This window comes from Rhizobium redzepovicii (assembly GCF_019793435.1).
Lineage (GTDB): Bacteria > Pseudomonadota > Alphaproteobacteria > Rhizobiales > Rhizobiaceae > Rhizobium > Rhizobium redzepovicii.
Window position 1 is genome coordinate 216,702 of record NZ_JAILYH010000004.1, and the last position, 14,133, is coordinate 230,834.

At 61.0% G+C, this 14,133-nt stretch carries 15 protein-coding genes; 7 read left to right on the top strand and 8 right to left on the bottom strand.

Going from position 1 to position 14,133, the window contains the following annotated elements; translation table 11 throughout:
• Positions 1–229 precede the first annotated feature (229 nt).
• From gatB to K6N12_RS08150, 5 genes are all read left to right on the top strand, one after another.
• Positions 230–1,732, top strand: a complete 1,503-nt coding sequence (gene gatB, locus K6N12_RS08130; protein WP_097625322.1) for an Asp-tRNA(Asn)/Glu-tRNA(Gln) amidotransferase subunit GatB — start codon at positions 230–232, stop codon at positions 1,730–1,732.
• A 3-nt stretch (positions 1,733–1,735) separates the two neighbouring features.
• Positions 1,736–2,239 carry a GNAT family N-acetyltransferase gene (locus K6N12_RS08135; protein ID WP_097625323.1) on the top strand — a complete coding sequence of 168 codons (504 nt, stop codon included), beginning with the start codon at positions 1,736–1,738 and terminating at the stop codon, positions 2,237–2,239.
• A gap of 3 nt (positions 2,240–2,242) precedes the next feature.
• Entirely contained in the window at positions 2,243–2,716 is a 474-nt protein-coding gene (locus K6N12_RS08140; protein ID WP_097625324.1) for a GNAT family N-acetyltransferase, read from the top strand.
• A 103-nt stretch (positions 2,717–2,819) separates the two neighbouring features.
• Positions 2,820–3,218, top strand: coding sequence for an NADH:ubiquinone oxidoreductase subunit NDUFA12 (locus K6N12_RS08145; protein WP_003586900.1), 399 nt, complete (start codon positions 2,820–2,822; stop codon positions 3,216–3,218).
• A 115-nt stretch (positions 3,219–3,333) separates the two neighbouring features.
• Positions 3,334–3,774 (top strand): DUF2155 domain-containing protein, encoded by a 441-nt coding sequence (locus K6N12_RS08150; RefSeq protein WP_097625325.1) that lies wholly within the window; start codon positions 3,334–3,336, stop codon positions 3,772–3,774.
• Between the two features lie 37 nt (positions 3,775–3,811).
• Here K6N12_RS08150 and K6N12_RS08155 read toward each other — a convergent pair whose 3' ends face one another.
• From K6N12_RS08155 to K6N12_RS08180, 6 genes are all read right to left on the bottom strand, one after another.
• Positions 3,812–4,741, bottom strand: coding sequence for a DUF2167 domain-containing protein (locus tag K6N12_RS08155; RefSeq protein WP_179867106.1), 930 nt, complete (start codon positions 4,739–4,741; stop codon positions 3,812–3,814).
• A gap of 76 nt (positions 4,742–4,817) precedes the next feature.
• On the bottom strand, positions 4,818–5,432 hold the full coding sequence (aat, locus tag K6N12_RS08160; RefSeq protein WP_097625327.1) for a leucyl/phenylalanyl-tRNA--protein transferase: 615 nt from the start codon (positions 5,430–5,432) through the stop codon (positions 4,818–4,820).
• A gap of 7 nt (positions 5,433–5,439) precedes the next feature.
• Complete coding sequence (gene accC, locus K6N12_RS08165; protein WP_179867103.1) at positions 5,440–6,795, bottom strand: acetyl-CoA carboxylase biotin carboxylase subunit; 1,356 nt, start codon at positions 6,793–6,795, stop codon at positions 5,440–5,442.
• A 4-nt stretch (positions 6,796–6,799) separates the two neighbouring features.
• Complete coding sequence (accB, locus tag K6N12_RS08170) at positions 6,800–7,273, bottom strand: acetyl-CoA carboxylase biotin carboxyl carrier protein (RefSeq protein WP_097625328.1); 474 nt, start codon at positions 7,271–7,273, stop codon at positions 6,800–6,802.
• A 20-nt stretch (positions 7,274–7,293) separates the two neighbouring features.
• Positions 7,294–7,731, bottom strand: coding sequence for a type II 3-dehydroquinate dehydratase (gene aroQ, locus K6N12_RS08175; protein ID WP_003578965.1), 438 nt, complete (start codon positions 7,729–7,731; stop codon positions 7,294–7,296).
• A 160-nt stretch (positions 7,732–7,891) separates the two neighbouring features.
• Positions 7,892–8,650 carry a DsbA family protein gene (locus K6N12_RS08180; RefSeq protein WP_097625329.1) on the bottom strand — a complete coding sequence of 253 codons (759 nt, stop codon included), beginning with the start codon at positions 8,648–8,650 and terminating at the stop codon, positions 7,892–7,894.
• Between the two features lie 210 nt (positions 8,651–8,860).
• Between K6N12_RS08180 and K6N12_RS08185 the strand changes: the two genes are divergently transcribed.
• Positions 8,861–10,018 carry a pyridoxal phosphate-dependent aminotransferase gene (locus tag K6N12_RS08185; RefSeq protein ID WP_097625330.1) on the top strand — a complete coding sequence of 386 codons (1,158 nt, stop codon included), beginning with the start codon at positions 8,861–8,863 and terminating at the stop codon, positions 10,016–10,018.
• Positions 10,019–10,055: 37 nt separating this feature from the next.
• On the opposite strand, the gene K6N12_RS08190 is transcribed toward K6N12_RS08185, so the two are convergent.
• Positions 10,056–11,387 (bottom strand): DUF2778 domain-containing protein, encoded by a 1,332-nt coding sequence (locus K6N12_RS08190; protein ID WP_097625331.1) that lies wholly within the window; start codon positions 11,385–11,387, stop codon positions 10,056–10,058.
• A gap of 206 nt (positions 11,388–11,593) precedes the next feature.
• Positions 11,594–13,444 (bottom strand): PHA/PHB synthase family protein, encoded by a 1,851-nt coding sequence (locus K6N12_RS08195; protein ID WP_222134747.1) that lies wholly within the window; start codon positions 13,442–13,444, stop codon positions 11,594–11,596.
• 146 nt (positions 13,445–13,590) lie between these two features.
• Here K6N12_RS08195 and K6N12_RS08200 point away from each other — a divergent pair, with 146 nt between their 5' ends.
• Positions 13,591–14,004 carry a hypothetical protein gene (locus K6N12_RS08200; RefSeq protein ID WP_097625333.1) on the top strand — a complete coding sequence of 138 codons (414 nt, stop codon included), beginning with the start codon at positions 13,591–13,593 and terminating at the stop codon, positions 14,002–14,004.
• The last annotated feature ends 129 nt before the right edge of the window (positions 14,005–14,133 follow it).

Below are 14,133 nucleotides of genomic sequence, written 5' to 3' on the forward strand. Positions count from 1 at the left end.
ATCGTGGCTGAAGATAGAGATCCTGATGCTGACGACAACCGGGAGCGGGCTAAACTCATGTCCATTAGCATGATCAAATATTGAGCCGTCGCGCTTCAGGTGCAAAGCCGCCTCGATCTGGGCGGAAGCGGGCAACGGCCACTGCTACACAATTCCGCGAAAGCCTTGCACCGACATCCCATTTCCGTTACCTCACCAGTGGAAAAGAACAGCCTGCAAAGAGTATCAGATGACCCTTGTCGACGTCCGCACGCCTGATCCGAAACGCTTCATCCCCGGCGCCACCGGCGACTGGGAAGTCATCGTCGGCATGGAAGTCCATGCCCAGGTGCTGTCCAATTCGAAGCTCTTCTCCGGCGCCTCGACGGAATTCGGCAAGCCGCAGAATTCGAACGTCTCGCTGGTCGATGCCGCCATGCCCGGCATGCTGCCCGTCATCAACGAGGAATGCGTCAGGCAGGCCGTGCGCACCGGTCTCGGCCTCAAGGCCCAGATCAACAAGCGCTCGCTCTTCGACCGCAAGAACTATTTCTATCCCGACCTGCCGCAGGGCTATCAGATCTCGCAGTTCAAGGATCCGATCGTCGGCGAGGGCAAGATCGTCATTTCGCTCGGGCCGGACCGCCAGGGCCAGTTCGAGGATATCGAGATCGGCATCGAGCGCCTGCATCTGGAGCAGGATGCCGGCAAGTCGCTGCATGACCAGCATGCGACCATGTCCTATGTCGATCTGAACCGCTCCGGCGTCGCGCTGATGGAGATCGTCTCCAAGCCCGACATGCGCTCGTCCGACGAAGCCAAGGCCTATATGACCAAGCTGCGTTCGATCGTGCGTTATCTCGGCACCTGCGACGGCAACATGGACGAAGGCTCGATGCGCGCCGACGTCAACGTCTCCGTCCGCCGCCCCGGCGAAGGTTTCGGCACGCGCTGCGAGATCAAGAACGTCAACTCCATCCGCTTCATCGGCCAGGCGATCGAATATGAAGCCCGCCGCCAGATCGGCATTCTGGAAGATGGCGGCACGATCGAGCAGGAGACGCGGCTGTTCGACCCGAACAAGGGCGAGACGCGTTCGATGCGCTCTAAGGAGGATGCGCACGACTATCGTTATTTCCCCGATCCGGACTTGCTGCCGCTCGAATTCGACGACGCCTTCGTCCAGGCGCTCGCCGTCGATCTGCCGGAATTGCCTGACGACAAGAAGGAGCGCTTCGTGCGCGAGCTCGGCCTGTCGATCTATGACGCCTCGGTGCTCGTCTCCGAAAAGGCGATCGCCGATTATTTCGAAGCCGTGGCTGCAGGCCGCGACGGCAAGACAGCGGCAAACTGGGTGATCAACGACCTGCTCGGCGCGCTGAACCGCACCGGCAAGGATATCGAGCAGACGCCGGTTTCGCCGGCCCAGCTCGGCGCCATCATCGATCTCATCAAGGCTGGCACCATTTCCGGCAAGATCGCCAAGGATCTCTTCGAGATCGTGCTGACCGAGGGCGGCGATCCCGCCGAGATCGTCGAAGCGCGCGGCATGAAGCAGGTGACGGATACGGGCGCCATCGAAAAGGCCGTGGACGAGATCATTGCCGCCAATCCCGATCAGGTGGAGAAGGTCAAGGCGAAGCCGACCTTGGCCGCATGGTTCGTCGGCCAGGTGATGAAAGCGACCGGCGGCAAGGCCAATCCGCAGGCCGTCCAGGCGCTCGTCAAGGCGAAGCTCGGCATCGAGGAATAAGCGGTGTATTTCGTCCGCACTGCCGGCGAGCGCGACCTGGAGAAGGTCCGCGCCCTGCTGGTGGAAAGTTTTCACGCGACCTATGACAGTCTCCACGGCAGAGCCAGGGTGGAGGAGCTCACTGCCCAGCTGTTTTCGCCGGAGGCGCTGAAAACGCGCCTGGTGCGCAAGGATGCCGAATTCCTCGTTGCCGACGACGGCCGCAAAATCGGCGGCATGGGGTATGCGGCGATGTCGCAGGAGCTGACGAAGACGGTCATGCTGCATCTGCTCTATGTCGCTCCGGCGCTACAGCGCCAGGGCATCGGCCGCGATCTCTTCGCCGAGCTCGAAACCTGCTTTCCGGATGCGGAGATCATGCGCCTCGAAGTCGAGCCGCAAAATGCAGCGGCGATCGCCTTCTATCAGGCGCACGGCTTTGCCGAAGTCGGACGCAACGAGAATAGCGCGCCTGGGCAATCCGGCATCCCGGCGGTGATCCTCGAAAAAACGCTCGAGGGGCATTGAGGCGTGGAAGGCGAATTGCCCGACATTCGCATTCGCCAGGCGCGCAGGGAGGATTTGCACGCTCTCGTGTCAATATTTGCCGCCGACGCCGTCGGCGGTCATGGCGACACCACCGATCCAGTGGCCTTTGCCGATTATGTCAGGGCCTTCGCGGCCATCGAGGCTTCGCCCGACCAGGTGCTGTATGTCGCGGAGCGCGGCGGCGAGGTTGTCGGCACGTTCCAGACGATGGTCACGACCACGCTGACTGGCCGAGGCTCGTCGGCGATGATCATCGAGGCGGTGCAGACGCGGGCCGACATTCGTGGGCAGGGGATCGGCGCCGGGATGATCGAGTTCGCCATTGCCGAGGCAAAAAGCCGCGGGATCAAGCGGGTAGCTTTGACCTCGAATGCGATCCGCAAGGATGCGCATCGTTTCTATGAAAGACTGGGCTTCAAGCCCTCGCATCTCGGCTTCAAGATGGCTTTGAAATGACCTTTGGCTGTCGCGGAATCGCTGGACAATTCGGCTTGGCGGCGGCATAAGCGAGAAAACGAATTCTGGTTTGGCCCGCATCTGGCGGGCACAAGGAAAAGACATGTGGAATCTTCTGGTTCAGACCTTTACCTGGTGGAACAGTCAGACGATGGGCACGCGTTTTGCGACCTGGCGTTTCGGCAAGCGCGTCGGCGAGGATGAATTCGGCAACGTCTATTATGAAGGCGGCATGTCGTCCTACGGTCTGCCGAAGCGCTGGGTGATCTACAAGGGTTATGCCGATGCCTCCGCCATCCCGCCGGGCTGGCATGGCTGGATGCATCACCGCACCGATGTTCCGCCGTCCAAGGAAAACTACGTCGCCAAGGAATGGCAGAAGGCGCATCGTCCCAACTTCACCGGTTCTCCGCAGGCCTACCGTCCGCCAGGATCCATCGCCGTTCCGGGCGAGCGTCCGCGGGTCACCGGCGATTACGACGCCTGGACGCCGGGCAACTGAGACGGCTCGACCGGGGCAATCCCAAACCCGGCTTTTGGCCACAATTGACCTTTACCCGCAGGTTGGCCGCGCTTGACCGCGGCCGTGAACGAAGAATATCTGGAGACGGGTACACATGAAGCTCTTCACGCGAAACAGGGCGCTGCGTGCCGCCGGGTCGCTGCTGGCGCTCTCGGTCCTGCTTCCGCCGGTTGCGGCACGTGCTGCACGCATTGAAAACCCGGTAGCCGTTTTCTCTGGCCTCGACAAGATCACCGGCCGCATCACCACCTTCGACGTCTACGTTAACGAGACCGTCCAGTTCGGCGCGCTGCAGGTAACGCCGAAGGCCTGTTACTCGCGCGACCAGGCCGAAGCGCAGAAGATCGACGGTTTCGTCGAAGTCGACGAGATCACCCTCGACCGCAAGATCCGCCGCATCTTCACCGGCTGGATGTTTGCCGCCAGCCCCGGCCTCAACGCCGTCGAGCATCCGATCTACGACGTCTGGCTGAAGGACTGCAAGGCAAACTCGGATGTCCCCGCGCCTGACAACGCCAAGGCGACAGCGCGCTAACGCGTGTCGCCGGCGGTGATCTTGGCCCTAGCAGGATCTATGCAGTGGGCGTCTTGTTCCTGTTGAAAAGGCCCTTGGCGAAGCGAAGCACAGCGCCGGCCGCGATGACGACAAGGATGCCGGCCTTTTTGAAAAAGGCGAGGGCAACGGCCAGCAATCCCACCTTCGCGGCAATCTTGGCGCCGGCGCCCGCAGCGATCATTCCCGCCATCCCATAGGCCGCGATCTTGTCGCCTTCGACATAGTCGGCATAGGCCATTCCCTTGTCGAACTGCACGAGCTTCGTGACTGTCGGAATGACGTCCTCGATCTCCTTCAACTGGTCGAGGGCAGCGACGAAGTTGAATTGAAAGACACCCTCGCGGCCGAGCGCACGCACGGAATAGTTCAGCGTGTGCTGCCCCTGTGCATCATCGCCGAAGACCAGATCGCGCGCCCAGTGCAGCGCATGCGCCGATTTGTCGTAATGCGGTGTCGAGGCCCAGCCGACAAGCGTGATCTTCTCGAAACCCTGCTTTTCGCGCTCGACGTTGTTTTCTCGGATGGAATCCTTGATGTTCTGCAGCAGTTCGTCGTAATTCGTCGTGGCGGCATCGGCGTCAGAGACATAGCCGTCCGCGCTGTATTCCACAACGGAGCCCCAGGCCTCGATATCGGTCGGCGCGTATTTCGCCGGGAAGATCATCCCCATCTTTCCCTCCGCCGCAGCCGCGGGATTTCCCCAGATATCGACGAGCACCTTTTTCGTGTCGGCGGAATTGAGGTAATAGAAGCCTTGGGGCACGTTCAGCGTCGCCTTTGCCTCAGGCAGCTTGATCGCACCCTGCTGAAAATCGAGCTTCTCCAGCAACGGTTTTTCCGCTTCGGAAAAATCGCTCCTGTCCGGGAACATCTCCTGGTAAGGTCGGGCGTCGGCCTGGCCTGTGAACAAGGCGAAAAGGACCGCCGCCGCAAAATATCGTCTCAAAATTCTATCCCCCATTGCATTTTCCGAACCTATTCAAATCGGCTGGAAAATCAACGCAGGGATGAAATGATCGCGCTTAAAACTTCAGGTGTGGCGATACCATCGCGGCTTCAAGCAGCACGCCATAATCGGCCTTCGCAACGTCGATCGCCCCGAACGTCTTCAGGTGCTCGGTGGTGAACTGTGTATCGAGCAGCGTGAAGCCTCTTTCCCGTAGTCGCTCGACCAGATGCACGAGGCAGATCTTCGAAGCGTCCGTGCGGCGTGAGAACATGCTTTCGCCGAAGAAGGCCGAGCCGAGCGAGACGCCGTAGAGGCCGCCGACCAGCTCGTCGCCGTCCCACGCTTCGACGGTATGGGCATGGCCCATGTCGAAGAGCGTCGCATAAAGGGACCTGATCGTCTTGTTGATCCAGGTACTCGGGCGACCGGATGTCTCCTCGGCGCAGGCAGCGATCACCTGCTCGAAAGCGTGATCGAAACGGATTTCGAAGGGTTTCCTGCGCACCGTCTTGGCAAGACTCTTCGACAGGTGGAAATGGTCGAGCGGCAGCACACCGCGCAATTCCGGCTCGACCCAGAAAATCTCCGGGTCGTCGGCGGATTCAGCCATCGGGAAAAGGCCGATGGAGTAGGCGCGCAGGAGAATTTCAGGGGTAATGCCTGGTGACTTCCTGCGCGATCCCGCCATTCCTGCCCTATGCCGCCGGTTCGTTGGCGAGGTAGTGTTCCAGCCAGTGGATGTCGTAGTCGCCGTTGGCGATATCCTGGTTGGAGACGAGATCCTGGAACAGCGGCAGCGTCGTATTGATGCCGTCGACGACGAATTCGTCGAGCGCCCGCCGCAGCCGCATCATGCATTCGACGCGGGTACGGCCGTGCACGATCAGCTTGCCGATGAGGCTGTCGTAATAGGGCGGGATCTTGTAGCCCTGATAGGCGCCGGAATCGATGCGCACGCCGAGACCACCCGGCGCGTGGAAATGCGTGATCGTGCCGGGCGAGGGCACGAAAGTGCGCGGGTGCTCGGCATTGATGCGGCATTCGATGGCATGACCGGAAAAATGCACTTCATCCTGCGTCACCGAGAGACCGCCGCCGGAGGCGACGCGGATCTGCTCGTGCACCAGATCGATGCCGGTGATGGCTTCCGTGATCGGATGCTCCACCTGCAGGCGGGTGTTCATTTCGATGAAATAGAACTCGCCGTTCTCATAGAGGAATTCGATCGTGCCGGCGCCGCGATATTTCAGCTTCTTCATGGCGTCGGCGCAGACCTGGCCGATCTTCATGCGCTGCTCGACGTTGAGCGCCGGCGAATTCGCCTCTTCCCAGACCTTCTGGTGGCGGCGCTGCAGCGAGCAGTCGCGCTCGCCGAGATGGATGGCATTGCCTTCGCCGTCGCCGAACACCTGGATTTCGATATGGCGCGGCTTGCCGAGATATTTTTCCATATAGACGGCATCGTTGCCGAAGGCGGCTGCCGCTTCCGTGCGCGCCGTCGACCAGGCCTCGATCAGGTCGACCTCGCTCTTGGCGACCTTCATGCCGCGTCCGCCACCGCCGGCCGTTGCCTTGATCAACACTGGATAGCCGATTTCGGCGGCCGTCTTCAGCGCGTCCTCTTCGGTCTTCACTTCTCCGTCCGAGCCCGGAACGACGGGAATGCCGAGCTCCAGCGCCGTCGTCTTGGCGGTGATCTTGTCACCCATGATGCGGATATGGTCCGCCGTCGGCCCGATGAAGGTTATGCCGTGGGCTTCGAGAATATCGGCGAACTTGGCATTCTCCGACAGAAAGCCGTAGCCTGGATGCACGGCATCGGCGCCGGTGATCTCGCAGGCGGCGACGATCTGGTGGATATTGAGGTAGCTCTCGCGCGAGGAGGGCGGACCGATGCAGACGCTTTCGTCGGCAAGCCGCACATGCATGGCATCGGCGTCGGCGGTCGAATGCACCACGACGCAGGCGATGCCGAGCTCCTTGCAGGCCCGGAGCACGCGAAGGGCGATTTCCCCGCGATTGGCGATGAGAATTTTCGAAATCATGGGCATCGGCCTATTCGATGACGACGAGGGCTTGGCCGTATTCGACGGGATGTCCGTCATCGACGAGGATCTCGGTCACCTTGCCTGACTTCGGCGAAGGGATCTGGTTCATCGTCTTCATCGCTTCGATGATGATCAGCGTCTGGCCTTCCTTGACGGTGGCGCCGACTTCGATGAACGGGCGCGCGCCCGGTGCCGGCGCCATGTAGACGGTGCCGACCATCGGTGCGCTGACTGTATTGGCGGGGTTGCGGGCGGGAGCTGCGGCCGGTGCAGCGCCTGCTGCTGCCGGAGTGGCCGCTGCGGGTGCGGCATAGGCAGGCGCTGCGATCGGCGCCTGGACATATTGCTGGGTGCCGGCGCGCGAAACGCGGATGCGCAGGTCGTCCTGCTCGACCTCGATCTCGGTCAGGTCGGTCTCGTTGAGGATATTGGCGAGATCGCGGATCAGTGCCTGATCGATACCCGATTTCTTTTCAACCATGGTGTTGCCCTGTCTTCTTCTTATGCCGTGATGTTCTTCAGCGCCTGCAGCGCCAGGATGTAGCTGTGAGGCCCGAAACCGCAGATCACGCCTTTGCATGCCGGCGCGATCATCGATTTGTGGCGAAATTCTTCCCGTGCATGGACGTTGGATATGTGGAGTTCGATGACGGGAATGGAAATAGCGCGGATCGCATCATGCAGCGCAACCGATGTATGCGTATAGGCGCCCGCATTGATAGCGACGCCAGCGGCTTTCTCGTCGGCCTCATGGAACCAGTCGACGAGCGTACCTTCGTGGTTGCTCTGGCGGAAATCGATGTCGAAGCCCAGTTCGCGGCCGGCGGCTTTGCAGTCCGCCTCGATGTCCTTCAGCGTTTTGCCGCCATAAATGCCGGGCTCTCGTTTGCCCAGCATGTTGAGGTTAGGGCCGTTCAGGACAAAAATCGTTTGCGTCATCGAATGTTCCGTAAAATGTACGACGGCAACCTATAGACTCCGCGAAGGCCGAATGAAAGCCCTTACGGATTGCCGGCAGGAATCGCGCCACATTTGTCCACATGGTTGAAACGCTTCGATTTTGGCGATTTGATGGGCAGCCGTCCGGCGGCTGACGTGCTCAGCAGGCGGTCTTGCCGCAGCTGCGCATGTTCTTGACCTTGGTTTCGAGATCGTCGAGCCCGACGGCGCCCGGCACCAGTTCGGTGCCGATCACATAGGACGGCGTGCCGCTGATGCCGAGACTGGAGGCGAGCTGGTAGGTAGCCTGGACGATGCCGTCATTCGGGTTCTTCGCCATCTCGGCGCGGATTTTGTCCTCGCTGACGCCGAGCGAAGCGGCAACCGCGATCGCCGTTTCGTCCGAAGCGCGGCCTTCGCTGCCGAGCAGGGCGACATGGAAATCGGAATATTTTTCAGGCGCCAGCTTGCGGAAGGCGTCGGCCACCTTGTGGGCAGCGACCGAATCCGGTCCGAGGATCGGAAATTCCTTGAGCACGAAGCGGACGTTTTTGTCCTTCTTCAGCATTGCCTGCATGTCGGGAAGCGCGTGACGGCAGTAGCTGCAATTATAATCGAAGAATTCGACGACGGTGACATCGCCCTTGGGATTGCCGAGCGTGACGTCGTTCTTCGAATCGAAGATGTCGTTGGTGTTCTCTTCGATCGCCATATTGGCCTTCACCAGCCGCTGGGCTTCCTGCTTCTTCTGCAAAGCGTCCTGGACATCGAGCATGATCTCGGGATTTTCGATCAGATATTGCTTGATGAATTCACCGAACTCCTTCTTCTGCTGGTCGTCGAGCGCTGCTGCCGGAAAGGGAAGGGCGATCGATGCGGCAAGCGCCAGTGCGGTGAAGGTTTTCGGAAGAAAGGCCATGATATCCTCGTCAACGGCGATGGGGTCGTCTCCTGGGCGAGATGACCGTCGCCGGGTTAATGGACTTGAATGCGTCGCGTCAAGGTACGGCGCGTTGAGTTCCGCTCAAACAGGAAATTTCACCCCCGCGCGGCCCTCGCGGGATTGTGATGAGCCGATTAATGCGGCAATTGTCGGGCCATCATTGCAGAAGCCGAGCGAGAAGCGATCTTGTTTTCCATATCGAAACGCAGCGAAGTCGAGCCTTTTCATGCCATGGACGTGCTGGCGGAGGCGACGAAACGGCGCGTAGCCGGCCATCCGGTGATTTCGATGGCGGTCGGTCAGCCCTCGCATCCAGCCCCCCAGGCGGCCCTCGAAGCGGCGCGCGCAGCCCTTGCCGAAGGCCGGATCGGTTATACCGATGCGCTGGGGACGGCGCGGCTGAAAACGGCTCTTGCCCAGCATTACCGGTTTCGTCACGGCCTGGAAATCGATCCCACGCGGATCGCCATCACCACCGGTTCCTCTGCAGGCTTCAATCTCGCCTTTCTCTCGCTCTTCGATGCCGGTGATGCGGTGGCGATCGCAAGGCCCGGTTATCCCGCCTATCGCAATATCCTCGGTGCGCTCGGCCTGAGGGTTGTCGAAGTGCCGGTAACCGCCGAGACCCACTTCACACTCACCCCTGAGAGCCTCGAGGCGGCGCAGAAGCAAAGCGGCGTGAGCCTGAAGGGCGTGCTGCTGGCGAGCCCCGCCAACCCGACCGGCACGGTGACCGGCCGCGATGGGCTGAAGGCGCTTGCGAATTACTGCGCGGCCCATTCCATCGCCTTCATCTCCGATGAAATCTACCACGGGCTGACTTTCGCCGGCGAGGAGGCGAGTGCACTCGAACTGACCGACGAGGCGATCGTCATCAACTCCTTCTCCAAATATTACTGCATGACCGGCTGGCGAATCGGCTGGATGGTGCTGCCAGAGCGCTTGGTGCGGCCGATCGAGCGGTTGGCGCAGAGCCTCTATATCTCCCCGCCCGAACTCTCCCAGATCGCCGCCACGACCGCGCTCGGCGCCGGCGCCGAACTCGATCTTTATAAGGCGAGCTATGCCGCCAACCGCGATTTGCTGATGAAGCGCCTGCCGCAGATCGGTCTTTCGATCGCCTCGCCGATGGACGGCGCCTTCTATGCCTATCTCGACGTCACCCGCTTCACCAATGATAGCATGGGTTTTGCCAAGCGCATGCTCGCGGAAATCGACGTCGCCGCAACACCCGGTCTCGACTTCGATCCGCTGGAGGGACATCGCACCCTGCGCCTGTCCTACGCGGGCTCGCAAGCCGAGATCGCCGAGGCGGTGGAGCGGATTGCAGTCTGGTTGAAGTAGCGCGCAGGCACACCAGCGGCTGCTGCTCTCCCATCGCTTAACTGCGCGACGAAAACAGCGAGGCGAGCGTCGAAGACGGCTTGTTGTTCAGGCGCGGCACGACTACGAGCTGCCTGATGTCGCCGCGCTTGTAGGCGGCGAGGAAGCGCTTGTAATCCTTGAAGGAGACGCAGCCGTTGGAATCGCCGTTCTTGCCGAGCATGTAGGTGTGGGCGAGCAGGCCGACACGGTCATAGATGGCGTCCGACCCCTCGAGCGGAGTCAGCCGCAGCGCCTCGACACCGTGGAAAAGGCTTTCGCGCATGGTGAGGGCGTAGGTATGTGGCGGGGTCGGCCCGCGCATCTTCTTGTCGACGTAACGCGGATTGTCGCGCATCTTGCCGAGCCCGGAATGAGCTTCCAGCCTCTCGCCGTTCGGCAGATAAACCGTGCTGTTTTCGATGTCGTAGATGGCGACGCCGGCGCGCAGCTTCGGCGAGAAGACCGGCTTGTCGTAGCGCGGCACTGCATCGTCCTGGTCGTCTTCGATCGGCGAGTTCGGCTGGGCATAGGCAAGGGCAGGCTCGCCGGCGCGCTGCGAACCCTTGGCGGCCGGTGCCGGTTTGCCGATAAGGCCGTCAGGACGCGCCATCGGCAGCGGTACGGAACCGGCATCCGGCGCCAGAACGAGATCGAAAGGCTGCGGGTCTTCGGCCGCGGCAATTTCTACGGGCGCAGATTTTTCCTGCGGCAGTGACGCCGTCTTGAGGGCGGGCTGGACCGGGGCAGGCGCAATCTGCTGCGGTCCGGCATCGGCAAGCGCCAGCAGGGCCGGGAGTTCGGCAGCGGCGACGGCCTCCTTCGAGGGAACGACGATCCGGTCGCCGTCGTCTTCTTCTACACTCTCTGCCGAGGCAACCTCGACGGCCGGCGGCGTGACCACGTCATCCTTGCGGAATTTGGCGCTGTCGGAAATCGCGGCAACCACAGGCTGCTCGGCAGCCATGACAAGCCGATTGTGTTTTGTAAGTGCCGCCAGTGCCGTTGCAGTAGCATTGGTTTTCTGCGCATGCGATTGGACGAGGTCGGCCGTCAGGGCGACGACCGGCTTGGCGTCGAAGGCGGCCAAGCGATCGGCCTTGCCGACATGGATCAGCCGTTCGTGCGTCGCCGGCCTGGGCTTCGGCGCCGCTGCGGCCTGGGTGAATCTTTCGGGCGGAGAAACGGGCGCGGCAACCGAATGCATCGTCGCCAAGGTCGCAATCAACCATGTGGAGGTCAGAAATCCGGCGCCGACGACGCCGTAAAGAAAGCCACGAGATCTGCGCAAACGAAAAGCAGATCCGCCAAGAGGGGTGACGTCATCGAACGTCCCGACCGCAAACGCCATACTGAACTCGTCTTTCAAACTCGCTACGCAGGCCGGCGGCACTGACTGACTACACTTCGCCGGGGCCGGTAATGGCGCAAATGGGCCGAATTTAGACCACCCGCGACATCCGACTGTTTCGCAAGGATGACGAATTATGGTTTCTAATTTGTTTACGCGGTGTTGCGCTTTTTCATGACGTCTCAAAAAGAGATGCGTGGGATCTTTCAGACGCGTTCCATCACATAACTTCCGGGGGCTTCCTCGATCGCGTTCAGCGCATCGCCGCCCGGTTTGCGCGCCGCAACGCGCCTGCCGTCATGGGTCTCGATCCAGGCCAGCCAATGTGGCCACCATGATCCCGCCGTCTCGGTCGCCTGCTCGATCCAGGTCTCGTACTCGCCCTTGGCCGGGCCGCCCGTCCAGAATTGATACTTCTTCTTATCCGGCGGGTTGACCACGCCGGCGATATGTCCCGAGCCCGTGACAACGAATTCCACCTTGCCGCCGAAAAACTGGCTGCCGACGAAGACGGATTTGGCAGGGGCGATGTGGTCCTCGCGGGTGGCGAGATTATAAATCGGGATCTTCACGTCCTTCAGCGACACTGGCTTGCCGTCAAGGATCATCTCGTTCTGCGTCAGCGAGTTCCTGAGATAACAGTTGCGCAGATAGAAGGTATGGTTTGCCGCCGCCATGCGGGTCGAATCGGCGTTCCAGAACAACAGATCGAAGGGCAGGGGATCCTGGCCCTTGAGGTAGCTGTTGACGAAATAAGGCCAGATCAGCTCGGAAGCGCGCAGCATGTTGAACGCCATCGACATCTTCGAGCCGTCGAGATAGCCGGTCGCCTGCATATGCTCTTCGAGCGCTGCAAGCTGCTCCTCGTCGACGAAGACCTTGAGATCGCCGGCATGGGTGAAATCGACCTGGGTGGTGAAAAGTGTCGCCGTTTTGATGCGCTTGTTCTTCTCCTTGGCGTGCAGCGCCAGCGTTGCGGCCAAAAGTGTGCCGCCGACGCAATAGCCGACGGCGTTGACCTCCTTCTCGCCGGTCGCCTTCTCGATCGTCTCGAGCGCGAAATCGATGCCCTCGCGGGCATAGGCCGCCCAGTCCTTGGCGGCATGGCGCGCATCCGGGTTGACCCAGGAAATCACGAAGACGGTCTGACCCTGATCGACGCACCATTTAATGAAGGATTTCTGTGGGTTGAGGTCGAGAATATAGAATTTGTTGATCCAGGGCGGGCAGATCAGCAGCGGCCGCTTCAGGACCGTTTCGGTTGAAGCCTCATATTGGATGATCTGGCAGATGTCGTTCTGGGCGATCACCTTGCCCGGCGTCAGCGCCATGTCGCGGCCGACGGCGAATTTCGTCATGTCTGTCTGGCGAAGGCGAAGATCACCCTTTCCGGCAGCGATATCCTCGGCCAGCATCTTCATCCCGCGCACCAGGTTTTCGCCGCTGGTTGCGATCGTCTCGCGATAGAGCTGCGGATTGGTGGCGACGAAATTGCTCGGCGAGAGTGCTGCCGTGATCTGCTTCACGTAGAAACCGGCCTTGTGCTTGGTGTGCTCGTCGAGGCCGTCGGTCTCCGACACCAGCTTCTCCACCCAGTCGGTGGTGACGAAATAGGCCTGGCGGATGAAATCGAAGAACGGATTTTTCTGCCAGTCCTCGTCGGAGAAGCGTTTGTCCTTGCGGGTGTCCGGTTCCGGAGGCGAGGGCTCGCCCTGCATGCGCTGCATAGAGCGCATCCAGATGCCGAAGAAGGAGGACATCAGCTGCGTCTGCGCCTCGAAGGTGCGGCGGGGATCGGCAATCCAGTATTCGGTGACCTTGGAAAGCGTCTTGACCATGTCGGTCATCGGATCGACGACGGTTTCGCTGATCTCGCCGCGTTCGCGCGGCGCAAGCCAGGCCGAGGCCGCCTGGCCGAGATTTTCGAGCGCCCGGGCGAAATTCATCGCCATCGCCTCGGGATCCTTCAACAGATAGGGATCGAGATCGGTCGCGTCGAAACCGGCCTTGCCGCCATTCTTCTGGCCGCCATTCTCCTGCTTGCTGTCGGTCACCATTTCCTCCGGCGGCAGCACTCTTTTTATCCAATCGTTGTACATCGTGATTGAACGAGAAAACAAGTTCCACCCGCGCCGGCTCATGCTATTGCTTTGTCGCTGCGACAAATTTAACAGTCGACGCAGTCAGAACTGGATTTTGAGGCATGACGAAGAACGGCATTCGGCGCATCGCAACCTTCAACCGCACCGCATTGATCTGCGCCGCGGCGGCGATGGCCCTGGCCGGATGCAATCTGACGGCCGAGGAGAAGGCCGCAGCCGCCGCCAAGCGAGCGGCGCCGACCGCCGTGGTCATGCCGGCCACCAAGGGCGATGCGGTCGAAGGCGGCCTGGCGAAGTCGCCGGACGGTTACCCAAATTTCGGCGCGCCGCTGACGGCCGCCAATGTGCAGATGAGCGACGAGCAGGCAGCCGAACTGCAACATCAGCTGACCGCACTTGCCGCCCGGCGTAAGGCCGGCACGATCTCGGAAGCCGAATATCAGGCCAAGGCCGCCGAAATGCGCCGCCTCGCCGCCGAGCACGGCGCTGATACGCTCTCCGAAATCTCCAAATAGACCTTGCCTTTCAGGCATTTTGGACGCAAAGCCTTCCGGATGGATCGGAAGACAAGATTTTCCCGATAATGCGCTTTATGCGGCTTTTCCGTCAAAGATTTGCCGCGTGTCTTGGGTCTGATGAATACG